The sequence below is a fragment of the Brevundimonas sp. GN22 genome, from assembly GCF_054824005.1.
This window is the reverse complement of the sequence record NZ_JSYD01000060.1, coordinates 1-24,546: the sequence shown is the minus strand read 5'-3', so window position 1 is coordinate 24,546 and position 24,546 is coordinate 1. Positions and strand designations below refer to the sequence as shown.

The following is a 24,546-nucleotide window of genomic DNA, read 5'->3' as shown; positions in this document are numbered from 1 at the left end:
AGCATCTTGGCCATCACCGCCACATAGGCGTCGGCCGGACCATCATAGATGCCGCCGTGGTCTTCCCACGCATCAGGATGATAGCACTGGCCGATCAGTTCAGCGTCCGCGCGGTCTGCACCACGCAGGTACTGATGGATCACTTCGGTAATGGCCTGCTTGTCCAGCAGTGCCTGAATCTCGGGGTGGTGGCTCATTTTGCCGCCTCCAGAATGATGACGCCCTCGTCGGGCTGATCGGCGAACAGGCGCTCGACCAAGTCTTTGCGGTTATCCAGAACAGCGCGGCGGTTCACCGTGCCCTTGTCCGACAGTTCGTGGGCGTTCGGGTTCGGCGGCGTGGTCGGGAACAGGATGCGGCGGATACGGTTGCCGCCCGACTGGTCCGCGTTGAACGCCTTCAGGCGCTCGGCGATCTCGGCCTCGGCATTGGGGGCCTTGGTCCAGATGATGGCCGTCAGATACGGACGGTTTTCGTCACACAGCACCAGATCAAGCGCCAGCGGGTCGAGGTGCTTCAGGATCTGCTCGCGCAGGTGGCCGCCATAGACCCAGTTGCCGTTCAGCAGCTTGAACTCTTCGGCAGCGCGGCCTGCAAAGGCCAGACCCAGTTCGGGGCGCTCCGGATCATGGAAGACGCACAGGTCGCCCGAGCGATAGAAGCCTTCTTCATCGAACGCTTCGGCAGTCTTTTCCGGCTCGTCCAGATAGCCGTTCGACAGGCTCGGGCCAGCAGCGCGCAGTTCATAGCGGTCACCAACCGGAACCAGCTTCAGGATGCAGCCCGGCACCGGCAGGCCAAGTCCCACCTTGTCCGTCTCATAGTGGGTGACGGTGATGGCCGAGCCCGTTTCGGTCGAGCCATAGCCGCTGGTCAGCATGACGCGGTGGCCGCACTCCGAGACTGCGCACGCTTGCAGACGGTCGAACACAGCCTGCGTCAGGCCTGCACCACCGAACAGCATCATCCGCACGCGTTCGAAAAAGGTCTTGCGCAGCGCCGGGTCCGCTTCCAGCGCATCGGCCAGCATGACGTAGCCCAGCGGCACGTTGTTGTAATATCCGACGCTGACTTCGGTCAGATTGCGGATCGACTGGTCGAACAGGCCCGGCATGGGCTTGCCGTCGTCGATGTAGAATGTGCCGCCTTCCAGCAGGGTCGTGCGCATGGCGAAGGCACCGGCGGCGTGGTGCCACGGAAGCCAATCCATCATCACATCGCTCCAGCCCGCGGCCTTGCCGACAGTCTGTTGGCACTGGGCGGTGTTGGCCCCCAGCGCACCGATGGTCAGCTCCACGAGTTTGGGCAATCCGGTCGAGCCGGAAGTCAGCATATAGGCCGATACGGTATCGGGCTTCAGCCCCTCGATGCTGGCGGCAACAGCCTCGGTCGGCTCGGTGGCGATGACCGAGGGAAACGGGGTCGTGCCCTCGACATCTTCGCCGCAGACGATGATGGCATTGCCCGTATCGATCTTGGCGAAAGCCGCTGCGATAGCGGCGGTTTCGGCCACGATTACAGCCGGCTTGGCCTTGTTCACCACGTGGCGCAGACGGCCCAGATCGCCGCCCAGTGCCACCATCATCGGACTAGCCGGACAGACCGGACGGCCCGACGCCCAACCACCATAGGTGACGGTCGAGAACAGCGACGAGTTGGACGACACCAACAGCACAGTGCCCTGAACCTCGAGGTCCAGCAGCCACTGGGTGAAGCCGTCGCAATCACGCTTCAGTTGGGCATAGGAAACCTTGATCCAGTCACCACCGCCCGGCGCGCGACGTGCAATCGCGGCCTTGTCACCTTGGCGTGCTGCGCCCTCGGCAAACCGGCGCGGCAGGTTGAAATCATACGGAGCCAGCGGAATGCGCGACTGCAGGTACAATGTGCCATCAGCTTCGCGGCGAGCCTCGATGTCCACGGGCAGAAGCGAGGCATCACGCAACGGCGCAGCAGCGATCTGTTCGCGGGTCAGGCCCATAAGCGGCGCAGCAGTCATGCCTTCGGACCCGTAATAGCCGGACGGTCCAGCATCACTTGCGCTTCGGGGGCGACCTCGCCGGTCTTGCCCTGCGTGGTGTGCAGATAGCCGTTGTAATATTCGCGCCAGTAGCGGATCAGGCCGCCTTCATATTCCAGCATGCCCATGTAGGGGATGGCGATGCGCTTGCCGTCCTTGAGGATGAACTCGTCCGCGCCTTCCATCCAGAGGCGGTCGCCCTCCTCGACATAGTCGAACAAGCGCCAGCGGCTCTCGGCAATATTAGCGGCCATGGCGTCCAGCGCTTCGCGCATGGCAGCCTTACCCTTGATCACCGGACGGAACCCGCCCGAGTTGTTCCACTCGATATCGTCGTGAAGGAAGGTCATTACGGCGTCGAGATCCTTACGCGCCCACGCGTCGATCATCGACAGCAACCGTTCGATATTGGCCATTTCTCTATTCTCCCCGCTTGTCGCCGAACCTCTTTAATCGGGTCCGGTCGACGTTTGTTTTTAATGGTTTAGCCGCGCCACCTCAGGTGCCTACGACGAAGCTCACAGTCGTAGTGGTCGAACCGCCGATGTTCAGCGTCTGGACGTTCTTGGCACCCTCGACCTGATAGTCTCCGGCCTTGCCGCTGACCTGTTTGGCGGCATCCAGCACCATGCGTACACCGGTCGCGCCAACAGGGTGGCCAAGGCCGATCAGGCCGCCCGACGGATTGAACGGCAGGGCACCACCGGCAGCAATGGTGCCGTCCTCGACAGCCTTCCATGCCTCGCCCGCAGCAGTCAGGCCCAGATGCTCGATGGCCATATATTCGGTGGTGGTGAAGCAGTCGTGGGTCTCCACCGCATCGACGTCCCAAACATCACCCAGTCCCGCACGGTGGCGCGCGTCCTCGCCTGCCTTCTTCACATGAGGGAACATCCAGCCGGCATCGTCCATCACTTCCAGTTTGGAACGCAGGCTTAAGGGCGCACCGGTATGGCCCCACCCCTTGATGCGCGGCAGTTGCTCAAGGCTGAGACCGCGCTTGCGGGCATAGTCCGCTGCGGCTCGCTCCGATGCCAGAAACACGACGGCCGAACCGTCCGTCACCTGCCCGCAATCCTGACGGCGGATATTGCCCTCGATGACAGGGTTGGCCTCGTCGTCCTGCGTGAAGCTGGCGGGCGTAAACTGCCACTTGCGGGTCTGGGCATTTGGATTGCGCTTGGCGTTGTCGAAATTGATCTCGGCAATGCGGGCCAGATGCTCGTGCTTCAGACCGAAACGCTCCTGATAAACGTCTCCAATGTCCGAAAAGGCGCGCGGCCAGACGAACGGGGTGTCAGTGAACTCGTGGCCTGCCCAAGCCGCAGCGCCCAGATGTTCGGCTGCGACCTGACCGGGCACATTGCGCATCATTTCCAGCCCCAGCACGCAGGCCGTGTCATAACGCCCCGCTTCGATCTCGGCCATTGCGGCCATGATCGCCAGCGAGCCGGACGCGCAGGCCGCCTCATGGCGGGCTGTGGGCATGCCATCAAAGCGACGGTCCGTCTGGGCGAAGAGGCCGCCCATCATCCCTTGTCCGCAGAACAGTTCGCCGACGAAGTTGCCGACGTGTCCCACTTCAATCTCGGTCGGATCCAGTTGGGCGGCTTCCAGACCGTGGTTCAACGCCTCGGCAAAACCGTCGGCGATCTCCATCCCCTCGCGCGCCCAGTTGCGTGAAAAGTCGCTTTGCCAACCGCCAAGCACATAGACCATGACCCGTCCTCCCACTGATCCAAGAACGCAGACTGCTTTAGTCAGTCTCATAACGCAAGTGTCTAATTGAGAACCTCTGCGCATGAAAAAGGGGGCAGCCGAAACTGCCCCCTCCATAATTCAAGCGATGGTTAAATCCGCCGGATCATTCACGTCCTGCGCTGGCCGGTCCATAGAGCAAGCCATTGAAGAACAGGCGGAAGGTGCCGTGCGGTTGGGCCCGCTGGGTCACCTCTGCGCCATAGGCAAAGACCTTGCCTTCCCCCAGATCAACATCCACCACAGCGGCGGTATCCTTCAGCCGCTCCGGATGGTGCGCCCAGCCGCTACGCAGCGGATTTTCGCTGTCGAACGTGACCACGGTCTTCGCGCCCTCACCCGTCACACGGAACGTCTGCCCATTGCTGAAGAAGACGTCGGCCTGCTCTGGCATGCCATAGGCCAGAGGATTGGTCGTCTCGACCGAAGCCGACAGGACCGATCCCGGCAGGAAGAAGTCCGTGGTCGCCAGCGGAGTGACGCGCCCGTTCTCGTTATTTACCAACGCAGGCTCGATGGGTGCGCCCAACAGATGCGCCAGCCGGTTCGAGTTGCCGATGGTCACAACAGTCCCGCCCTTGCGCGCGAACTCGGCAATGCGCGGGACGGTGGTTTCAGCTGTCACCTCGCCCAGCCAGCCACGCATCTCGTCTGGAACCGTCTCCGGTGCCGGTTGCGACCATGCCCCGCCATTACGATAGCCCGCATAGCTTAGTGTCGGCGCGGCGGTGTCGGTGAACACCAGCACGTCGTATTTGGCATTCAGGTCCTCGGTATCGAGCGCTTTGGGATAGACCACTTCAAACGGGAACTCGTACTGCTCAAGCAGCCAGCGGGTCCAACCCGACGACATCACACCGCCATAGCGATCCACTAGACCCACGCGCACGGGCTTCAGGGCCATGCCGTCGCCTGCCGGACGACGCGCCACGGCGTGGGCATCAATGCCCAGCGGGCCGACCGCTTCGCGTACGATAGCGGTCGCCTGTTCTGAAGCCGGAACCCAGATCGCACCTGCGCCCAGCGTCTCGCCATTGGCGCGAACCGACTGCGAAATCCATTCCGGCTTGATGCCAGCGGCTAGCAGGCGGTTCGTGAGGATGAAGCTGTTGTTCGCCTCATGACCGATCACATAACCTGCACGGCCCGAACCGATCACGCGGCCCGCGGGAGCCGACAGCACGTCGGTTGCCTTGGTGGTCGGAGCCTCGAAACCGTCCTGAATGCGGTCGAAGTTCACACCCATCTGATAGGCCAGCGTGTAGCCCGCTACGTCATACGGCAGCTTGGGCGGGCCGCCAGGATAGTCAGTGTTGTGCGGGTGATCCTGCGGCTCGAACATGTCCAGCACGTGCGGACGATAAGCCTGCGCCGTCTTCACCACATACGAACCTGCCGGATAGCGGGTGCCGTTGACGGTGAACGGACGCTCGGCCACCTCGACGTCCACGCCGTTCTTGATCAGCGTATTCAGGAATGCCACCGAGGCCGGCAGGTCGCGCTGGGTTTCGGGGTTGATGATATAGCCGCGCGCCTCGCGGTTTTCCGACGTGCGGATGACGCTGGCCATCAGGCCCGCATCCACGGCACCGCGCTGGCCTTCACCACCCGCAGCACGCAGGCGGTCCACGTCCGAAGGCGTAATCTGCCACGTATCGGTCGAGCCGCGCTCGATACCGTTCATGCCCATACGCCACATGTTGAACAGCACGCGCTCGCGGTTGCGGGCCGCATAGTCGATGACCGCGCGGTTCATGCTCCACTGATAGTCAATGCTGTCGCGCAGATGCCATTTGCGCGGCGCGATCGGCAGCGGAAGGTCGCTGCGTGCCAGTTGGTGCTCGGGCACTAGCGCGATGTCTTCCGGCGTCGGCCCACCGATGATCTCGGTCAGGATACCCACGGCGTTGTGATAATAGGGCGTCGAACGCACCATGCCGTTGTGCCACGTCGAATAGCTGGCAACGGTATCGGCACCCGAGCCGCCCTTACCCTCGGACACCAGACGGCTGTGCATGGCGGTGCCCAGCTCGTTCGTGGTCGTCATCACCAGCGAGTCGAGGTTGTAGTTGAACGGATCGCGGAACGGCGGGATGAACACCACCATGCCGCGCGGGCCGGTCTGGTGCTGGTTATAGACGATCTGCGGGAACCACTCGCGATAGTGGATGCGGTTGACGTTCTCGGTCTCGGCCTGCGTCACCATATAGGAGTCGCGGTTGTTATCGTGGCCGGTGTACTTTTGGTACAGGCGCGGGATGTCGCGGAACGAACGCTCCTCAGGCTTGTCCTTGCGCATATACCAGTCTGCGACCAGTTCCAGACCGTCCGGATTGACGTGGCCAAACAGCAGGATGGTGTCGTTCAGCGTGCGCTGCGTCTCGGCATCCTGACCGGTCAAAAGACGGTATAGGACGTGGACCTGCCCTTGGGTGGTCACGGTCTCCGTGGCGTGCAGGCCTGCATCGATCCATACCACGGCCTTGCCCTCGGCGGCCAGTTGGCGGGCTTCGTCTTCCGACACGCCTTCGGCCTTGGCCAGACGACGGGCGATGTCCTTATAGCGTTCCAGATTGGCGAGGTTTTCCGGCGTGGAGACAATGGCCATCCACTGGGTGCGACCCTCTTCAGTCGTACCAAAGCTCTCAAGCTTCATGCGATCCGACTGCTGGTCCAGCAGCTTCAGATAGGCTTCGTACTGGGTGTAATTCGCCAGATAATAGTCGGTGCCAGGCTCCTGCGGGAAGAAGTCCTTCGGCGCGGTCACACCTGCAACGGCAGGTGTCAGGGGACTGGCCTCGGTCGTGGTGCCGTCGGCAGTCACTTCCGCCAAAGCGAGGCTTGGCAGAGCCAGCGGAGCCGTCAGGCAGGTTCCGGCCAGCAGCAGGGCGGCAAGGCCCGCGGGTGTCTTGATACGCTTCATATTTCCCCTCACACGCTCGACTGAGCGCATCATTGGTATTCAATCCGGACGACAATGAGAACCGCAACGCCTGAGCTTGGCGTCAAACTCTGCGTGTTCACGCGACGTACCTGTGCATTTCCGCCGATTATAAACGAGAAATCGCGCATGTTGTATTTGTTTGAATACGTGCTAGCACTACCCTAGCGGCGTTGGGCGAGATAGGTTCAGCGAACGTAGCTTGAGTGGGGGAATGATGCGTTACGCAACCAGAGCCGGAGCAATCCGCCGGCCGGTCCGGAGCCGGTGACCGTGGCTATCCGCAAACTCCTGTCCGGTTTTCGCGATTTCGCGTTCGTGCTGCTGGCGACCGTCACCGTCCTGTTCTTCCTGCTTCGCCTGACGGGCGATCCGGCCATAGTGTTGGCGGGCGAAGGCGCGACGGCTGACCAAATTCAGGCCATTCGCGTCGAGAACGGCTTCGATAAGCCGCTGGTGACGCAGTTCGTCTCCACGATTTTCCGTCTTGCACAGGGTGACTTCGGCAAGTCCTTGCTGGACGGCACCCCTGCGATGGAAAAGGTACTGGCCGCCCTGCCCGCCACGCTGATGCTGGCGGCCATGGCCATCACCCTCAACCTGATCGTTTCGCTACCGCTGGGTGCATGGCTGGGCCAAAGCCAGACATCGAGATCTCGCAAGGCCGTGCGTGCCTTTCTCTCGGTCCTTCAGGGCTTCCCGGGCTTTGTTATCGCCCTGCTGCTGATCAACCTGTTCGCGGCCAGCCTTGAGTGGCTGCCGTCCATCGGCTTCTCGGGTCCGGCGACGTGGATTTTGCCCGTCGTCTCGGTGGTCTGCTTCCTCGCGCCCAAGCTGACCCGCGTCGTCGAAGCCAATACATGGGCCGCGCTCAACGCCAACTTTGTGCGTACCGCCCGTTCAATCGGCGCATCGGACAATGTGATCCTGTGGCGTCACGTCCTGCCCAATTCGCTGCTGGGTGCCGTGGCCCTGATCGGTGCCGAGATCGCCTTTATGCTGACGGGCCTCGTCGTAATCGAAACCATCTTTGCATGGCCGGGCATCGGCTGGTTGCTGGTGCAATCCACGCTGAACCTCGACTTCCCTGTCGTTCAGGCGGTGGTGATTGTCATGGTCATCTCGGTCTTCCTCAGCAACGCCCTGACCGAAGCCGTCCAAGTCATTCTGGATCCTCGCATCCGCGTTGGCGCGAGGGCGGACAAATGAGCCTCGCCAAGATCATCCGCTCCCCCCTTCTGCCGCTGGGCATGGTCGGTGTCGTGTGCGCCCTGACCATGGTGTTGGGTGATGCGCTGTCCGGCCACGACCACCGTGCAATCGACCTGACGGCGCGTCTGCTGCCACCGCTGTCACCGGATCACCTGCTGGGCACCGATGAGCTGGGCCGCGACCAACTTGCCCGTTTGCTGACGGGTCTGCGCTGGTCGGTCGGGGCTGCGTTCTGCGCCACGGTCATCGCATTTTGTATCGGCTCGACCTTCGGCATTCTGGCTGCCCACAAGGGCGGCATTCTGGGCTCGGCCTTACGCCTGCTGACGACCTTTACCCAGTCCTTCCCGTCCTTCGTCATGGCCGTGACCGTCATCGCCATCTTGGGTGACAGCGGCTTTGTTGCCCTGACCCTGACGCTGGGTCTGGTGACGTGGCCAGTATTCTCGCGCGTTGTCTATGCCGAGGCCCGCAGCCTGTTCCAACGCGAATACGTCCAGGCCGCCGAGATGACCGGCATGTCCAAGATGCGCCTATATTTGCATCACGTCCTGCCGGCGCTGATCCCCACCCTGTCGGTGCTGGTGGTGTTCCACTTTGCCGAGATGATCGTGGCCGAAGGCGCTTTGTCCTTCCTCGGCATCGGCGCGCCGCTTGGTGCCGCAACTTGGGGGGCCATGCTGAGCGAAGGCCGTGGCTACATGCTCGAAGCGCCTTGGCTGACGCTGGCTCCGGCATTCGCCATGGTGATCATCATCGTATCCGCCCACCGTCTGGGCCAGTATCTGCGGAACATCACCCGATGAGCGCCGTCACCCATTCCGATATCGCGCTCGACGTCAACGGCCTCCGTCTTGAAGCCGTCGAAGGTGGCTGCGTTCTGGTGCCATCGCTCGATCTGCAAATCCGTCGGGGCGAAATCCTCGGGCTGGTGGGCGAGTCCGGCTCGGGCAAGACCCTGACCTGCTTCGGTATCGCAGGGCTGTTGCCGACCGGCGTGCGCATGACCGCGGGCGAGATCATCCTCGACGGCCAACGGATCGACAACCGTTCGGAAAAGGAATGGCGCGCCATCCGTGGTGGCCAGATCGGCATGATCTTCCAGGACCCGCTGTCGTCGTTCAATCCGGTCAAAACCATTGGCTCGATCCTGATTGAATCGGCCCGCCGTCATCAGAACCTGTCGAAAGCTGAAGCCCGCGCGCTCGCCATCGACATTCTGAAGTCGATGCATCTGCCCGGGAGCAGCGCCTGCGTCGATGCCTATCCGCACCAACTTTCCGGCGGTCAGCGCCAGCGGGCGATGATCGGTCTGGCGCTTATCAACAATCCGGCCCTGCTGTTGGCAGACGAGCCAACCACGGCGCTGGACCCGACGGTTCAACTGCAAATTCTCGCCCTGATGCGCCGCAAGGTATCGAACAGCGCGGGCTTGATGGTCACCCACGACATCGCCGCCGCCGCCGCCATCTGCGACCGTCTGGTTGTGATGCTCGAAGGGCAGATCATCGAGGAAGGTCCGACACGTACCATCCTGTCGGCACCACAGCATGACTTTACCCGCCAGCTTCTGGCCGCTGCCCCGATTGGCACGCTTACGCACGGAGGTGGCCAATGACCCTGCTGCAGATCAAGGACGTCAGCGTCGCCTATGGTGACGGCCCATCCAGGAAGACGGTGCTGGCCGATGCCTCGCTGACGCTCGCAGCCGGACAGGTAGCCGCCATCGTGGGCGAGTCCGGCTCTGGCAAGTCCAGTCTGGTGCGCGCCGTTGCCGGTCTGGTCGACCCATCGGCGGGTGAAATCCTGCTGAACGGGCAAAAGCTGCTGCCGCTGCGCAAACGCTCCAAGGCCACGCTGCACGCCATCCAGATGGTGTTTCAGGATCCGGGTGCCAGTTTGAACCCGCGCCACACCGCCCGCCAAATTCTGGACGAGGCACTGTTGGTCAAAGGTGGCCGCACCGCCTCCCAGCGTCAGGACCGTATCAAGGAACTGCTGGCACTGGTGCATCTGGACGACCGCCTCGCCGAATTGCGCCCCGCTGCCCTTTCAGGTGGTCAAAAGCAGCGTCTGGCTATCGCCCGCGCTTTGGCTATGGAGCCGCAACTGCTGATCGCAGACGAGGCCCTGTCGGCACTCGATTTCGCCAATCAGGACAAGATTTCGGCCCTGCTCCAGTCCCTGACCAAGGAACTGGGTCTGGCCATGCTGTTCGTGTCGCACGACATGCGCAGCGTGCGCCGTATGGCCGATCAAGTCTGCGTCATCCAGACAGGCCAGATTGTCGAGCATGGTCAGGTCGCTGAGGTGCTCTACAACCCGCGCAGCGCCTACACCCAGCTTCTGCTGGCGGCGGCGTTGAACCCGACGGCAGCACTGGCCGACCCGCGCCTTTCCGCCTTGCTGGAAGATGGTGCGGCAATAGATGACGGCGTTCTGGCCGGCGTGATGGACATTATTCGCGGCGATGCCCGAATGGCCCCGTCCGGCGAAGGTGTGGCGTAAGATGAAGATGACTTCGTTCAAATCCTTGCTGGCAGGCATGGCCTGCGCTGCGGCCTTGGGCGTCGCTGCCTGTGGTCCTACCGCGCCGCAGAACGATCAGGTGCTGCGTGTGGCTGCGGGCTCCCTGCCCTCCAGCCTCGGCAACCCTTTCCGTGGAAACAGCCGCCCCGGTTCGCTGATCTGGCTGGCGATCTTCGATGGCCTGACCGCTATTGATGACAACGGCGAACTGAAAGCTGGCCTCGCGACAGAATGGACGCTGGTCGAGCCGACCGTCTGGCGCTTCAAAATCCGCGAGGGCGTCACCTACTCCAACGGCCGCGTGTTCGATGCCGCCGCCGCAAAGGGCGTGTTCGACTATCTGGCGTCGGAAGAAGGCAAACGCAGCCTGATCGGTGCCGAGAACCGCGGCATCGCCTCGACCCGCGTGGTCGGCCCGCTGGAACTCGAGATCGTCACCGCCCGTCCCGACCCCGTTCTGCCGCGCCGTCTGGCCGCTGTGATGATGGTCGATGCCGAGGCTGTAAAGTCCATGGGCATGGAAGCCTTCGCTCGCCAGCCTGTCGGCACGGGTGCCTTCACTATGACGGGCTGGGACCAACGGTCTCGCCAACTAACGTTGGTGCGTAACGAGAAGTCGTGGCGTCCGTCCAAGATCGAGGGCGTGGTGTTCTATGAACTGCCCAGCGCGGCGGGACGTACCCAGTCGCTGCTGTCCGGCGACATCGACTTCTCGCTGGTCGATCTGGAAGAGTTGGAGCGCCTGAACCGCAAGGGCTACCACGTCCTGTCGTCGCCCTCGGCTCAGGTCAAAGCCTATAGCTTCCGCAATGTCGGCGGCCCTGACGACAGCCCGATGAAGGACGTCCGCGTCCGTCAGGCGCTCAACTATGCCGTCGACAAGGACGCCATCGTCGCCCTGATGCCCGAAGGGGCCAGGGCCTCGGGTCAGCCCGCTGCCGAGGGCGTGTTCGGCTATGATCCGACCATCAGCCCCTATCCATACGATCCGGCCAAAGCGAAGCAGTTGCTGGCCGAGGCGGGCTATCCGAACGGGTTCGACCTGACGATGGAGGTCATGGTCGACGCCGCGCCCGGCGATGACCTTATCTCGCAGGCCGTCGCCGAATACTGGCGCAGCGTGGGTGTGAACACCAAGCTGAAGGTCATGACCATGCCGGACTTTTTGGCAAAGTATCAGGCCAATAGCTGGGCGGGCGAGGCTCTGGCCCTGTCATGGAACAGCTTCCAGTATTACGACACGACCCGCGCCATGGAGGACTTCTCCTGCGGGCGCCGCGTGCCCTTCTTCTGCGATGAGACCATTACCGCCGAACTGGAGAAGGCTCGCCAGATCATGGATACGGACCAGCGCCTGATCGCCTATCAGAAGCTGGGTCGCATGTACCACGAGGCGGCCCCCTCGGTGTTCCTGCTCGAGCACCGCGACCTGTTCGCCTACAGCCCGCGCGTCGGCAATGTGAAAATCCGCCACCGCGTTCCCGTCTACGAAGAGATGACCCTGAACCGCTAAGGCCACCGCCTTCGCGTCCATCCGCCAGTGCACTCCCGAGTTACCGATGACTGACACGACCGCCTCGACCGACGTTTGGGACCTCATCGTTATTGGAGGCGGTACAGCGGGATTGTCAGCGTCCATCTTTGCGGCCCAGCGGTCCAGCAAGGTCCTGCTCCTCGATACAGCAGACGTACTGGGCGGCACGCTGTGGGTCGCCAACGGCCAGCTCAGCGCCGCGGGCACGCGCCTGCAAAAAGAGCGCGGCATCGAGGATAGCCCGCAAGCCCACTTGGACGACATCATGCGCCTCAGCCGGGGCACGGTGAACGAAGACTTGGTGCGGCTGGCGGTATGGAATGCCGCCGACACCTTCGACTGGCTAATGGATCAAGGTTTTGACGTCGATCCGGCTTGTCCGGTGGATGGCGTAGGCCACGAACCCTATAGCCGCGCTCGTTATTATTGGGGCCAGCAGGGCGGCGCATCAGTGCGCAAGGTTCTGGTCGCTGCCGTCGAACAGGCTGTCTCAGAAGGCCGCTTGGAGGTACGCCTCCAGCACCGTGCAAGCCGTCTGCTGACCGATGATGCAGGCAATGTGATCGGTGTCGAGGCGACTGATGCTGATGGCGCGGCGCATCGCTTCCACGCTACCAGCACCGTGCTGGCATGTGGAGGCTACACCGCCAATCCGGAGATGTATGCCGAGTTGAACGGGCGTCCTCTCTATACCAACCTGCCCTATCGCCACTCACAGGGCGATGGCTACACGCTGGGGCAATCTGTCGGTGGTACGCTGCGGGGGGGCGAGAACTTCTTCTGTAACTTCGGCTTCCTGCTGGACAGTGACCAGCCGAAGCCCGGCATGGTCGGACGCCTGAATACCTATCCTCAGAAGCGCCTTCCGTGGGAAATCTACGTCAACGTCCATGGCCACCGTTTTGTGCGCGAGGATATGGAATCCGTGGACGCCCGCGAAAATGCCCTGTTGGAACAACCGGACCAGCGATATTGGGTCATCTTCGACCAAAGCATTCTAGAGCAGGCCCCGCCCTTCATTGCTGGTTTTGACAGCGCTGTCATTGCCGCCCTGTTCGCTGATGACCGCCCGTACTTCTATAAGGCCGACACGTTGGAAGAGTTGGCCGACCGGGCGGGAATAGCCACCGAAGGTCTGCTCAGCGCCATTCGCGGATATAATTTCGGCGTCGCCTCCGGCAATGACTTCTTCGGGCGCAAACACCTGCCCGCCCCCATTGAAATCGGCCCGTTCTACGCCATCCGCGCGCAAGGCGCGGCCGTTTCCAGCGCGGTCGGCCTTAGCGTAGACAAGTCCCTTCGCGTGGTCCGCGATGACGACCAGCCGATCCGCGGCCTGTGGGCTGCAGGCGAGATCATCGGCGCCAGCCAGACCATGGGACGCGCCGTGTGCGGAGGCATGATGGCCACGCCCGCCCTGACGTTTGGCCGTCTTCTGGGTCAGCGCCTGATCCCGTTAGGGGAAGGCCAATGACAACACCCCTTCTCTCCGGACGCCGATCCTATGTCACCGGATTGTGGGGACAGGTTCACATCAGACAATGGGGCCAAGGCCGCCCACTGGTCCTGCTACATCAGACGCCATGGAACGGTATGCAGTTCCACAAACTGGCACCTCTTCTGGCTGCGGCAGGCTGGCAGGTCATCGCGCCGGATACGCCGGGCTATGGGCTGTCCGATGCACCGCCGTTTGCACCCACCATCGAAGACTATGCCGCCAATCTGGAGGTTACCCTCAAGGCGATGGGCATCGAGACTGCCGTCGTGGGTGGTCACCATACCGGTGCCATAATCGCCGCCGCCTATGCCGTATTGGCTCCCTCGCGGGTGTATGCATTGGTCCTCGATAATCCGCCGCTATATTCCGCCGAGGAGCGCGCCCAGCGACAGCAGGCACCGCACCGCGCCTTTGGCCCGCAGGAGGGTGGAGGGCATTTCGCTGACCGTTGGGCCTTTATGCGCGGGTTTGCCGATCCCGGTCTCTCGGTCGAGAGCCTGCATCTCGCCAATCTGGCTTACTATCTGAACGACATCACCCAAGATCACGGCCACAGCGCCGCCTATCGTTTCGACCTGCAGGCCGTTCTGCCGTTGATCGCCAGTCCAGCCCTGCTCCTTGCCAGTCGTCTTGACCCCGTCGGGCACCACGCCGAACGCTTTATGAAGATCCATCCCGAATGGCAGATCGCGCCGCTGGATGGAGGCTCCGCGAATATTATTGAACAGCCTGGAATCTGGTCCGGCGCGTGCGCGGCCTACCTTAAAGGGCGCGGGCTGTAGTCCACGGCTCCTAAAAGGTATGCAATTGCAGTCCTCTAAGGAAAACCACCTGAGATTACAACGGGTGTGATCCATATGCCGCACGCGAAAAATCGCTGATTTTTGGGTTTCTTCGAACGTCTTTACGTGATTGACAGACCACCGGTGGGCGTACAGTGTTCAAACGTATTATATATAATACATGTGCGCTCGATCGCATGGAGGGGAATTTAATGGCCATTCGCGCAATAAAGCTGGCGGGGACCAGCCTTGCTGCAATCATTGCCGGTGCTGCACTGCCAGCTATGGCTCAAACTGCGGGTGCAGATCAGGCAGTTCAGGTTGACGAAATCATCGTCACCGCCCGCAAGACCAGCGAGCGCCTACAAGAAGTGCCCCTCGCCATCACCGCTATGAACGCGCAGGACATGCAGCGTCGCGGCGTACGCGAAGTGGCCGACCTTTCCTCGGTTGCTCCGGGCCTGAACATCGAAAAGGATCAGGGCCGCCGTTTCGAGCGTCCGGTGATCCGCGGTCAGGCCAACGTGTTTGGCTCTCCGAACGCGGCGTCCTTTGTTGACGGTGTCTATATTCCTGACTCGCTGTTCGCGACCGAACTGGCCTTCGTGGACCAGATCGAAGTGATCAAGGGCCCGCAATCGGCCCTGTATGGCCGCCAGACCTTCTCGGGTGCCATCAGCTACACCACCCGTCGCCCCTCGAATGACCGCGAACTCCTGCTGCGCGCCACCGCAGCCCAGCACGACGAATACAATCTGCTGGCCGGTATCTCGGGTCCTATCGTTGAAGATAAGCTGTCGGCACAGGCATCGTTCAACTACTACACCTATGGCGGCGAGTACCGTAACAACGCGCCGGGCGACTCTTCCGACGGCCGTATGCTGGGTCAGGAAAAGACCGTCGGCGGTACGCTGGCGCTGAACTACACCCCGACCCCGAACCTCAGCTTCCTGCTGCGTGCGTCCTACGCCCACAATGACGACGGCCATGAGCCGATGGCCATGCAGCGCGCCTCGGCGAACAACTGCTATCTGTCGTCGCGCACCCAGTATTATTGCGGCGCGATCAACGTCACGCCCGACATGATCGGCTTCAATCTGGATGAAGTCGACGGTGGCGGTGTAGAGCGCAAGACGGGCCGTCTCAGCCTAACGACCGAATACGATCTGAACGGCTACACCCTCACGTCGATCACCGCGTACAACAAGTCGGAAGAAGACCGTAAGGCCGACCTCGACTACCAGCCGACCCGCCTGCTGGGTGGTTCGCTGCACGTGAACGACCAGATCGACATCGATGGCGTCAGCCAGGAGTTCCGCGTCACCTCTCCGCAAGGCGAGCGCCTGCGCTGGATGGCCGGTGCCTACTACTTCAACAGCGATCGCTGGGACGGCCGTTACCGCTACGTGACCAATGCGCTGCAGAACAACGGCACCATTGAAACCAGCAACCTCGCTGCCTTCGGTTTGGTCGGTTACGACTTCACCGACAAGCTGTCGGGTACCGCTGAACTGCGTGTCGCCGAAGAAGAACTGACGCTGACCGGTGGCGACTCCAACTTCAACCTCGGTGCCACCTATCGCTCGACCAACCCGCGCGTGACCCTGTCGTACAAGCAGAGCGAAAACTTCATGCTGTACGGCCTCGTGGCCAAGGGTAACAAGCCGGGTGGCTTCAACACCGACGTGCGTCTGGCTCCAGCTGACCGCTCCTACGGCGAAGAAACCGCCTGGAACTACGAAGTCGGCTTCAAGAGCGACCTATTCGACCGTCGTGTCCGCCTGAACGTCGCAGGTTACTTCATCGACTGGACCAACCAGCAGATGACCCAGGTCGCCCTGCTGTCCTCGACCGAGACGGTCTCCTTCATCCGCAACGTGGGTGAAGTCGAGGTGAAGGGTATCGAGGTCGAAGCCCAAGGCAAGATCACCGCCGACTGGCTGGTGCGCGGTACCTTCGCCTACGCTGACAGCGAATACACCAAGGCCTTCGATCCGGACCTTCCGGCCCTGACCGGCGGCAGCTCCGACATCTCGGGTAATGCCATCCCGAACGCTCCGAAGATCCAGTACTCGCTGGGCACCAACTACGCTTGGTACATGGGCGAGAACCGTTTCTTCGTGGACGGCACCTATGCGTTCCGCTCCAAGAAATACGATCAGGTCGCCAACCTCGCTTGGGTTGACGGTCGCGACACCGCCAACATCCAGCTGGGCTGGGAGCGTGGTCCGCACCGCGTGATCCTGTTCGGCCGCAACATCTTCGACAACATCGATCCAGTCGGTATCGTCCGCTACTCGGACTTCGCTGCCAGCCCGAAACGCGGCTTCGTCGGCTCCCTGCCGCGCGGTCGCCAGTTCGGCCTGACCTATGAAGCGAACTTCTAAACCTTAGACGGTGAGCAAACTAAAAAGCCCGTAGCACCCGCTGCGGGCTTCTTTTTTGGTCTCCGCTCACCGCCCAACAAAAAGGCCCCGATCCATAAGGTCGGGGCCTTTCTGCAAGGAAGGTTCGCGGGTTTTACGTCTTCTGGCCCAACACCACGTACCAGGCGCGCGGGCCGTCGCGCATTTTCACGGTCGTCTCCAGCACTTCGTCTTGGCTGAAACCGGCTTCCAGCATCACCGACGGTACATGAGCCTCGGTGAAGTCGTCCCAAAAGGGCTCGTCGTTATTCTTGGTCTGCCACGAGAAGATGAACTTCTCGAACGGGGTAAAGTCCGCGCCCTTCACCGGCACATCCTGATGGACCACGATACCACCCGGCTTCACCACGCGGCGCGCCTCGGAGAAGATGCGACCCAGAGCTTCGCGGGAAACCTCGTGCATCATGTTGTGCGAGATCACGAGGTCGAAGCTGTCGTCCTCAAAATCCAGAGCGCCCGCGTCCATCTGGCGGAAATGCGCCTTCAGACCCATAGCCTCGGCCCGCAGGTGGGCATAGCGCAGCAAACCCGGTGCCACGTCCACGCCATAGACCTCTGCCTCGGGGAAGGCTGCCGAATATCCCACCGTCGCACCGCCCGACGAACACGCCAGATCAAGAATGCGGCGCGGTTTGAAGTCGGGATAGCGCGCCTTCAGAAACTCGATAATGGCCGCCGACTTGGAGTCGCGCATGCCGATACCGGTACCCAGCGAATAGGCATTGCCGCCGCTCTCGTAGAAGGCACCCGCCACGAAATCGGTCGCGGACTCTTCACCCAGCATATAGCCGCCCGGCTGGCCGTGGATGTGCGCGGCATAGGCGTCAGCGGGGGCTTTGAAATCAGGGCTGGTCTCGCACGTACCGCCCGCCGGCGCATTGGCCAGACGCGCGGCGACCTCGGTCATGCGCGGAAGTTCACGATGGATGGTCGTGCCGACCGAGGTCCACATCACATCCTGTGCGCTACGGCTGAATGCACTCCAGATCTGGTAGAAAGGATCATCGACCATTGCCGCCGTGATATCTTCGACCGTCTGCGGCTCGTGGCCCGTTATGACTTTGAAAGCGGGTCCCGCGCGGTTTTCCAGCGCAACGCGGTTGGCGTTTTCGAAACGACGCAGGTGGTTTTTCAATTGCACGATATACTGGGTCCGCGCCGCCTCGTCATGGGTCGGTCGTGCCAACATCTCGTGCGTGGCTGTACGGTCGATAATCATGCGCATCCCTCCAGCGTATGCACTTTCTAGCATGACGAAAGCGCTTTAGGATGTATTATATCAAATACAAGCTCTCCGAAAGCGTCGTTTAACGCTTCCGGCCTTAGTTGGCAGACATAATGAACACCGGTTGCACAGACATAGCCAGTCCCCGCCCCGATCTGGGGGCTGCGGCGGTCGTGGCCTTACTCACGCCCGCAGAGAATCCGACGTCAGAGCCGGAGATTTCGACCCTGCTGCCGCCGGACTTCAATGTCCTGACGGGCCGCATGTTTGCGCCATCACAGGATATGCACGCGCGCTTGCGGGCCTACGAGCAGCAGATCCCGCGCTGGATGGAGCCGTTTGGAGACGCGCCGCTGGATGCCGTCGCCTTTGCCTGCACGGGGTCGTCCTATCTGCTGCCAGATGAACAGCGCTGTGGTTCTACCTTCGAACGCAGTCACGACACCCTCCCCCTTATCGCCGCGGCCCGTGCGGTCGAGCGCGCGCTGAACGCACTGGGCGCAAAGCGGATCGCACTCGTCAGCCCCTACCCGCCCTCGTTGACCGATCCGGCCACCGCCTATTGGGAAGCGCAGGGGTTCCAGCCCGCATTCGTCCTACAAGCCCCCAAGTCAAAGGTTGCTGGACACCCCATCTATACCCAGACCTCGTCCGACCTGTTGGCCGTGCTGGAACAAGCTGCGTCGGTCAAACGCATCGATGCCGTGGTGGCCACCGGCACCGGTGCCCCCAGCCTGCCTGCGCTGGCAGTCGCTTCGATGAAGTCAGACACGCCAATCCTGTCCTCCAACCTGGCGACCGCTTGGGCGGTTTGCGAGGACCTTGGGCAGGGTATGGCGCTGGAGCAATGGCTGGCGCGGGACGCAGCCTGGCGTGACCGGCTCGCCGCCCGTTTCCCCACGGCGCTTGCACGCCTCACCCAAGCCTGATTTCTAATCGCCTATTGCCGTTCCGGAGTTCAAATGGCCTCTCCCAAACAACCGCGTCCGACCTTCTTCGAGGACACCGCCAACGACCGCCTCACAGCAATTATCACGGCCCTGACGGCCGAGGTTGCCACCCTGTGCGACCGCGTCGTCACGCTGGAGTCGGTGCTCGCTGCAAATGGCGTGATGGCAAAGGATGCCATCGATAGCTATCAGCCCACGCCCGAGGACATGGAAGAGCGCCGTCAACGCCATGCCGCCTTTACCCAGCGTGTCTTCTACGTCCTGCAAGAAGAGATTGACGTCTTGAGCGACAGCGCAAAACTCCAGGGCTGAACCCACAGACAAAAAAGGCCGGAGCGATCCGGCCTTTTTCCATATCTGGTTTGGCTCCGATCAGGTGATCGAAGCCGCCTTGCGCAGGCCATCGATCATGGAGGAGCGCATGACATAGGCCTTGTGCTGGACCGGATCGGACAACATGGCCTGCATCTCGACCATCATTGCCTTGCGACGCTCGCCATCGCGTTCCTGCATCCGGCTGCGGTTTTTATCCGCTTGGGCAAGGATTTCTCTTTCGGCAATCGGACGGCGCTGGCGCGTATAGAGATCAAGCAGCCCCTCGTCGGCACCGCTCAAAACTTGATGGAGCTTATCGGTCAGATTGAAGGCATCGTGAACGCCGCCGTTCATACCCATGCCGCCCGACGGACTGTTGATATGGGCAGCATCCCCCGCGAGGATCACGCGACCCTTGCGATAGTCCGGCGCGATGCGCATGTGCACGCGATAGGGGCGGATTTCCAGAACCTTGTACGGCTCCTCACGCGCCACAATGCCCTGAAGCTTGGCTTCGATTGATGCCGGATCCAGAGCGTCGTCGATGCTCTCTTCGCCTCTCGGATACAGGCTGCAACGCCAAAAATCCTTCAGCTTCAACAGCGAGAACGTCCCGCCTTCGGTCCAGCAGTAGTTGACGTTGGACAGTCCCTCGAGGTGCTCCTCGAACGGGAAGTCGGTAATCGCGAGGATGGTAGTTTCTGGATAGGTCTTACCTTCCAGCTCCCAACCCAACAGGCCCCGCACCGTGCTGCGCGCGCCGTCTGCAGCGATCACATACTTCGCCGTGATCGTGCATTCTTGCCCGTCCTGTTCATACACGACGCGGGCAGAGGTATCGTTCTGATCAACGCGGACCACCTGTGCGCCCATGCGGATCTGGACGTGGCGGGCATAAGCCAGCCGGGCCTCCAGGATGCGGCAGAGGCGGAACTGTTCGCACTGCAGCCGGAAGGGGTGGTCCGTTTCGCCTACAAGGTAGGACAGATCGAAAACAGCCTTGTCGCCGGTGTCATGGTTGCGGATTTGCCAATGATCGCAGCGCAATCCTTGCGCGATCAGTTCGTCAGCCACCCCGTACTGCGCCAACATATCGAGCGTCGGCGGATGGAATGTGGATGCGCGCAGATCTTCGGGCAGGACTTGTTCCTGTTCCAGCACAACTGCCGAAATGCCGAAGCCTTCCAAGCGCAGAGCCGCACTTAGGCCGACAGGCCCTGCCCCCACGATCACGACTTGCGTGTCGATCTGCCCCCCGACTTGGACCATAACTCACCCCGAAATCTAACTTGTATTCGATGTAATACATTATCCGATGGCACGACAACACTATTTTGGAGCCTGCAACGCTTTCGCCGCATCCGCGCACGATATTTGCGCTTTGAACGCGATCAGGCTTTTGATAACGCCAGTCTTGGTCTTGCCCGTCACGCTTAAGACGTATTAGGTTCAAGACCACTAATCATGCTGCCTGACGGCATCGTACAGGAACTGAGTAATGGCTACCGGCACGTCCAACCCGTTCGACCTCGCTCCAAAATTGGTCACCAGCTTTATCGACGGCCAGTGGGTAGGCGATCAGGGCGGACACCGTATCCCGACCTTCTATCCCGGTAACGGCCAGATCATCTCAGAGCTTCAGGAGGCCGACGCCAACGAAGTTGACCGCGCTGTCCGCTCGGCCCGACGCGCCTTCAACGATCCGAAATGGTCAGGGATGGCGATTGAAGAGCGCCAGTCCATCCTGTGCCGTATCGCCGATGCCATCGATGCCAATGCCTATGAACTGGCGACGCTGGAGACCCTGAACGCCGGCATCGTGCGCCGTGACGTGCTGGGCCGTCAGGTCGTGCGCGCCGCCTACAACTTCCGCTTCTTCGCCGAGGTCATCAGCCAGCAACCCGGGCAGGTCTGGCAACAGAACAAGGACTATCTGACCTTCGTCACCCGCCATCCGGTCGGCGTAGCCGCTCTGATTGCGCCATGGAACTCGCCGCTGGCCTTGGCCTCGATGAAGGTCGCGGCGGCCATCGCCTATGGCAACGCTTGCATCCTGAAGCCGTCGGAGCAGACCCCGCTCTCGCTGGCGCGCATGGTCGAGATTATTAACGAGATCACCCCTGTGGGCGTGGTGAACCTCGTCAACGGTCGGGGCCAGACCACCGGTTCGGCACTCGTTGATCACTCAGACGTAGATCTGATCGCCTTCACGGGTGGGACCGAAACGGGCCGCACCATCATGCAGGCCGCCGGTCGTCGCTTGAAGCCTGCCGCAGTGGAATTGGGTGGCAAGTCGGCCAATATCATCTTCGCAGACGCCGATCAGGAACGCGCGCTGGACGGTGCGCTGGTTTCCATCTTCTCGAACAACGGCCAGCAATGCCTTGCCGGTTCGCGCATTCTGGTCGAGGACTCGATCTTTGACGATTTCGTCGGTCGCTTTGTCGAGCGCGCCCGTAAGATCAAGGTGGGTGATCCGCTCTCGGACGAGACGGAGATCGGCCCTATCGCCTCGGCACGCCACCGCGAACACATCCTGTCCTACGTCGACATTGCCCAGTCACAGGGCGCAACCCTGCTCACCGGCGGCAAGGCGCTGGATCGCGACGGCTACTACATCGAACCGACGGCTGTGCTGGCCCCCAGCAACGGGGACCGCGTGTGTCAGGAAGAGATTTTTGGCCCCTTCGCCGCCTTCGTGAAATTCTCCGACGCCGAAGACGCCATTCGCATGGCCAATGAGAGCCAGTTCGGTCTGGTCGGCTATCTGTGGACCCAGAACGTCGACAAGGCCCTGCGCGTCAGTCAGGCCATCCGCACCGGCCTAATGTGGGTGAACACTCCGATGGTGCGCGAGCTCCGCGCCCCGTTCGGCGGCGTGAAGGATTCTGGTCTCGGCCGCGACGGTGCGACCTCCTCCATGGCGTTCTTCACCGAAGAAAAGACCACAACAATCCCCATCGCCGATGTGCCGCTGCGCAAGTTCGGGGCCTGATACAACAAAGGGGCGATCTATCGGATCGCCCCTTCTTTTTGTCTTACCGCACGCGGAAGATTAGCCGATATGGCGCCACTGCGGGCGGGCCGAGCTATTATCGCGTGTGAGCATCATGTGATACTCGTACTGGTCGGGGTTATACAGGCCGACCTGATGCTCCAGCGGGTGGCCGTCGACGCTAAACACCGTCCGGCGCATACGCAGCAAGGGCATGCTGATCCCGACATTCAGACGTGCAGCGGCCTCGTCATCGGCCGGAACAGCACTGATGGTCTGCTCCGCACGGTCAGGGCGCAGACCGCCATCTTCCAGCAGCCGGATGATCGGCCGGTCGTCGATCAGATGCTCGGGAGCCAGATGGGCGAAGTCATGCGGCACATACACCAGAGACAGCGACAGCGGCCTGTCTTTGTAGAAGCGCAGACGCTCGATACGCAGGGTTGTGTCTCTGGGCTCAAGACGTAGGGCTTGCAAGACAACTGGTGGCGTTGGCGCATCGGGTACGTACGACAGCAATTGCGCCGTCGTTTCCAGCCCCAGCGTGATCAGGTTCTCGACCAGACCGGATACACGGTTGATCGTGCTGGTGGCCGTCTCCGGACGCGGCGCGGCAAACGTGCCCACGCCATGGCGGCGCACGATGAAGCCTTCTTTTTCCAAGGTTTCGAGGGCGCGACGAACGGTCACGCGCGAAACATCATAGGTTTGCGACAACTGCATCTCGGACGGCATGGCCTTCCCCGACGAGAAGACACCATCCTTGATTTGCTGTCGCAAGATAGAGCTAAGCTGGTGGTAAACCGGCAGGCTGCTGCCCGTTCCTTGCGCCTTGAGACTACGACGCGAGCCACCATTCCCGGATTCAGCTGAACGCTGCAAATTGCCACCCTTTCAAGTCGCGACCCTGGGATCTCGACGGCCAAATCATGAAAGCACGCGGCCGAGGAAATTAAGAACTGAACGCGCATTACCGCATGTCGCGGAGAATGCGCAAATACAAATAATATCGTTATTTATCATGCGACAGTGGAAACGGCTCCCTGTCGCGAGTGCGCGATGTTTAAATGGCCATGCCGAATGCGCAAGATCATCTGCAGGCGACCAAAAAGGGCGACGGTTCGACCCGCCGCCCTTAGGTACGCTACGCTTACTAAATACGCTTACTGATTACGCTTACTGATACGCGCCAAAGCGCGCCTACTGTTCGCAGTCCACAACAAGAGGTACGAACTTAGATACCTATTGTACAACTTCAGGACGCGATCGCTATCAGTGACAATACGTACGCGCCACTGACCAGGCGCTGCCGATCCGCCGCTCAAACGCTACGCGAGCCTACATGCGGTCGGTTACTGATCGCTGATAATATAGACCAACCTTAGCCAAACAAAGGCAGACGAAGGTCGCTATGCGCATTAGTCGCCTATCGCCTGCCACGACAGACTCCTGCTATCTGACGCCTATGACCTCGCAGACCCTCCGTCCGAACGGCCCGCTGCACGGCGTGCGTGTACTCGATCTGTCTCGCGTATTGGCCGGACCCTGGGCGACGCAGACCCTTGCCGATATGGGGGCCGAGGTCGTCAAGGTCGAGCGCCCCGGCATGGGCGACGATACTCGGCAGTGGGGCCCACCCTTTACAACGACTTCGGATGGCGCGCGGGGGGACGCCGCCTATTTCCTGTGCGCCAACCGCGGCAAGAAGTCGGTCGAACTCGACATGGCCTCGCCCGAAGGGGCCGATGCGATTCGGAAACTGGCGACTGAATGCGATGTAGTGGTCGAAAACTTCAAAGTCGGGGGGCTGAAGAAATACGGGCTGGACTATGCCAGCCTGTCGGCCATCAATCCGCGCCTTGTCTATTGCTCGATCACCGGCTTCGGACAGGACGGGCCGGACGCCCTCCGTGCCGGCTATGACTATATGATACAGGCCATGGGTGGGCTGATGTCCATCACTGGCCAGCCGGATGGTGCAGCCGGTGCCGAGCCGATGAAGGTCGGCGTCGCGGTCGTGGACATTTTCACCGGCCTCTATGCCTCCAACGCCATCCTTGCGGCCCTGTGGCACGCGCGCGCGACAGGCGAAGGCCAGCATATCGATATCGCCCTATTCGATGTTCAGGCCGCGGTTCTGGCCAATCAGGCGACCAACTATTTCGTTTCCGGCAAGGTGCCGACACGCATGGGCAATGCCCACCCCAACCTGTCGCCCTATCAGCCCTTCCCCTGCTCGGACGGCATGATCATCATCGCCGTGGGAAATGACGGGCAGTTCCGCAAACTGTGCGAGTCGCTGGGCCAGCCCGAACTGGGCACAGACGAACGCTTTGCCAAGAATGCCGACCGCGTCGCCAA

General features: G+C 61.6%; 20 protein-coding genes. 12 read left to right on the top strand and 8 right to left on the bottom strand.

Going from position 1 to position 24,546, the window contains the following annotated elements; all coding sequences use genetic code 11:
- The 5 genes from OB03_RS08960 to OB03_RS08940 all read right to left on the bottom strand — a co-directional run.
- Positions 1–197 (bottom strand): nuclear transport factor 2 family protein (locus OB03_RS08960; protein ID WP_461343902.1); only part of this gene is annotated, 197 nt, incomplete at its 3' end.
- The gene (locus OB03_RS08955; protein WP_461343901.1) at positions 194–1,999 is read right to left on the bottom strand and encodes an AMP-binding protein; all 1,806 of its coding nucleotides are present in this window, start codon (positions 1,997–1,999) and stop codon (positions 194–196) included. The genes OB03_RS08955 and OB03_RS08960, both read right to left, overlap by 4 nt.
- Complete coding sequence (locus OB03_RS08950; RefSeq protein ID WP_461343900.1) at positions 1,996–2,436, bottom strand: nuclear transport factor 2 family protein; 441 nt, start codon at positions 2,434–2,436, stop codon at positions 1,996–1,998. Before OB03_RS08950 ends, OB03_RS08955 begins: the two co-directional genes overlap by 4 nt.
- Before the next feature lie 82 nt (positions 2,437–2,518).
- The gene (locus OB03_RS08945; protein WP_461343899.1) at positions 2,519–3,739 is read right to left on the bottom strand and encodes an acetyl-CoA acetyltransferase; all 1,221 of its coding nucleotides are present in this window, start codon (positions 3,737–3,739) and stop codon (positions 2,519–2,521) included.
- A 145-nt stretch (positions 3,740–3,884) separates the two neighbouring features.
- Positions 3,885–6,701: a M14 family metallopeptidase gene (locus OB03_RS08940; protein WP_461343898.1), complete on the bottom strand. Its 2,817-nt coding sequence runs from the start codon at positions 6,699–6,701 to the stop codon at positions 3,885–3,887.
- 291 nt (positions 6,702–6,992) lie between these two features.
- Here OB03_RS08940 and OB03_RS08935 point away from each other — a divergent pair, with 291 nt between their 5' ends.
- The 8 genes from OB03_RS08935 (at position 6,993) to OB03_RS08900 (ending at position 16,661) form a co-directional block, all read left to right on the top strand.
- Positions 6,993–7,928: an ABC transporter permease gene (locus tag OB03_RS08935; protein WP_461343897.1), complete on the top strand. Its 936-nt coding sequence runs from the start codon at positions 6,993–6,995 to the stop codon at positions 7,926–7,928.
- Complete coding sequence (locus OB03_RS08930) at positions 7,925–8,737, top strand: ABC transporter permease (protein WP_461343896.1); 813 nt, start codon at positions 7,925–7,927, stop codon at positions 8,735–8,737. Before OB03_RS08935 ends, OB03_RS08930 begins: the two co-directional genes overlap by 4 nt.
- A complete protein-coding gene (locus OB03_RS08925; RefSeq protein WP_461343895.1) occupies positions 8,734–9,549 on the top strand; it encodes an ABC transporter ATP-binding protein in 816 nt (271 codons plus the stop codon). Before OB03_RS08930 ends, OB03_RS08925 begins: the two co-directional genes overlap by 4 nt.
- Complete coding sequence (locus OB03_RS08920) at positions 9,546–10,439, top strand: ABC transporter ATP-binding protein (RefSeq protein ID WP_461343894.1); 894 nt, start codon at positions 9,546–9,548, stop codon at positions 10,437–10,439. Before OB03_RS08925 ends, OB03_RS08920 begins: the two co-directional genes overlap by 4 nt.
- Before the next feature lies 1 nt (position 10,440).
- Entirely contained in the window at positions 10,441–11,973 is a 1,533-nt protein-coding gene (locus OB03_RS08915) for an ABC transporter substrate-binding protein (protein ID WP_461343893.1), read from the top strand.
- A gap of 46 nt (positions 11,974–12,019) precedes the next feature.
- Positions 12,020–13,468 carry an FAD-dependent oxidoreductase gene (locus tag OB03_RS08910; RefSeq protein ID WP_461343892.1) on the top strand — a complete coding sequence of 483 codons (1,449 nt, stop codon included), beginning with the start codon at positions 12,020–12,022 and terminating at the stop codon, positions 13,466–13,468.
- Positions 13,465–14,274 (top strand): alpha/beta fold hydrolase, encoded by an 810-nt coding sequence (locus tag OB03_RS08905; protein WP_461343891.1) that lies wholly within the window; start codon positions 13,465–13,467, stop codon positions 14,272–14,274. Before OB03_RS08910 ends, OB03_RS08905 begins: the two co-directional genes overlap by 4 nt.
- A gap of 212 nt (positions 14,275–14,486) precedes the next feature.
- Positions 14,487–16,661 carry a TonB-dependent receptor gene (locus OB03_RS08900; RefSeq protein ID WP_242914004.1) on the top strand — a complete coding sequence of 725 codons (2,175 nt, stop codon included), beginning with the start codon at positions 14,487–14,489 and terminating at the stop codon, positions 16,659–16,661.
- A 133-nt stretch (positions 16,662–16,794) separates the two neighbouring features.
- Here OB03_RS08900 and OB03_RS08895 read toward each other — a convergent pair whose 3' ends face one another.
- Complete coding sequence (locus tag OB03_RS08895; protein ID WP_461343890.1) at positions 16,795–17,919, bottom strand: class I SAM-dependent methyltransferase; 1,125 nt, start codon at positions 17,917–17,919, stop codon at positions 16,795–16,797.
- 119 nt (positions 17,920–18,038) lie between these two features.
- On the opposite strand from OB03_RS08895, the gene OB03_RS08890 reads away from it, so the two are divergent.
- Complete coding sequence (locus OB03_RS08890) at positions 18,039–18,854, top strand: maleate cis-trans isomerase family protein (RefSeq protein ID WP_242914002.1); 816 nt, start codon at positions 18,039–18,041, stop codon at positions 18,852–18,854.
- Between the two features lie 33 nt (positions 18,855–18,887).
- A complete protein-coding gene (locus OB03_RS08885; protein WP_461343889.1) occupies positions 18,888–19,187 on the top strand; it encodes a hypothetical protein in 300 nt (99 codons plus the stop codon).
- 60 nt (positions 19,188–19,247) lie between these two features.
- Here the strand turns inward: OB03_RS08885 and OB03_RS08880 are convergent, their stop codons facing one another.
- The gene (locus OB03_RS08880; RefSeq protein ID WP_461343888.1) at positions 19,248–20,459 is read right to left on the bottom strand and encodes an FAD-dependent oxidoreductase; all 1,212 of its coding nucleotides are present in this window, start codon (positions 20,457–20,459) and stop codon (positions 19,248–19,250) included.
- Between the two features lie 229 nt (positions 20,460–20,688).
- Between OB03_RS08880 and OB03_RS08875 the strand changes: the two genes are divergently transcribed.
- Positions 20,689–22,185, top strand: coding sequence for an aldehyde dehydrogenase (locus tag OB03_RS08875; protein WP_461343887.1), 1,497 nt, complete (start codon positions 20,689–20,691; stop codon positions 22,183–22,185).
- 60 nt (positions 22,186–22,245) lie between these two features.
- Here OB03_RS08875 and OB03_RS08870 read toward each other — a convergent pair whose 3' ends face one another.
- On the bottom strand, positions 22,246–23,067 hold the full coding sequence (locus OB03_RS08870) for a GntR family transcriptional regulator (RefSeq protein WP_461343886.1): 822 nt from the start codon (positions 23,065–23,067) through the stop codon (positions 22,246–22,248).
- A 583-nt stretch (positions 23,068–23,650) separates the two neighbouring features.
- On the opposite strand from OB03_RS08870, the gene OB03_RS08865 reads away from it, so the two are divergent.
- A partial coding sequence (locus OB03_RS08865; RefSeq protein WP_461343885.1) for a CaiB/BaiF CoA transferase family protein occupies positions 23,651–24,546 on the top strand: 896 nt, incomplete at its 3' end.

Bases quoted from the DNA above. Each gene is read 5' to 3' on its own strand.
- OB03_RS08955 (WP_461343901.1), bottom strand. From the start codon at position 1,999: ATGACTGCTGCGCCGCTTATGGGCCTGACCCGCGAACAGATCGCTGCT.
- OB03_RS08950 (WP_461343900.1), bottom strand. From the start codon at position 2,436: ATGGCCAATATCGAACGGTTGCTGTCGATGATCGACGCGTGGGCGCGT.
- OB03_RS08945 (WP_461343899.1), bottom strand. From the start codon at position 3,739: ATGGTCTATGTGCTTGGCGGTTGGCAAAGCGACTTTTCACGCAACTGG.
- OB03_RS08940 (WP_461343898.1), bottom strand. From the start codon at position 6,701: ATGAAGCGTATCAAGACACCCGCGGGCCTTGCCGCCCTGCTGCTGGCC.
- OB03_RS08930 (WP_461343896.1), top strand. From the start codon at position 7,925: ATGAGCCTCGCCAAGATCATCCGCTCCCCCCTTCTGCCGCTGGGCATG.
- OB03_RS08925 (WP_461343895.1), top strand. From the start codon at position 8,734: ATGAGCGCCGTCACCCATTCCGATATCGCGCTCGACGTCAACGGCCTC.
- OB03_RS08920 (WP_461343894.1), top strand. From the start codon at position 9,546: ATGACCCTGCTGCAGATCAAGGACGTCAGCGTCGCCTATGGTGACGGC.
- OB03_RS08915 (WP_461343893.1), top strand. From the start codon at position 10,441: ATGAAGATGACTTCGTTCAAATCCTTGCTGGCAGGCATGGCCTGCGCT.
- OB03_RS08910 (WP_461343892.1), top strand. From the start codon at position 12,020: ATGACTGACACGACCGCCTCGACCGACGTTTGGGACCTCATCGTTATT.
- OB03_RS08905 (WP_461343891.1), top strand. From the start codon at position 13,465: ATGACAACACCCCTTCTCTCCGGACGCCGATCCTATGTCACCGGATTG.
- OB03_RS08900 (WP_242914004.1), top strand. From the start codon at position 14,487: ATGGCCATTCGCGCAATAAAGCTGGCGGGGACCAGCCTTGCTGCAATC.
- OB03_RS08895 (WP_461343890.1), bottom strand. From the start codon at position 17,919: ATGATTATCGACCGTACAGCCACGCACGAGATGTTGGCACGACCGACC.
- OB03_RS08890 (WP_242914002.1), top strand. From the start codon at position 18,039: ATGAACACCGGTTGCACAGACATAGCCAGTCCCCGCCCCGATCTGGGG.
- OB03_RS08885 (WP_461343889.1), top strand. From the start codon at position 18,888: ATGGCCTCTCCCAAACAACCGCGTCCGACCTTCTTCGAGGACACCGCC.
- OB03_RS08880 (WP_461343888.1), bottom strand. From the start codon at position 20,459: ATGGTCCAAGTCGGGGGGCAGATCGACACGCAAGTCGTGATCGTGGGG.
- OB03_RS08875 (WP_461343887.1), top strand. From the start codon at position 20,689: ATGGCTACCGGCACGTCCAACCCGTTCGACCTCGCTCCAAAATTGGTC.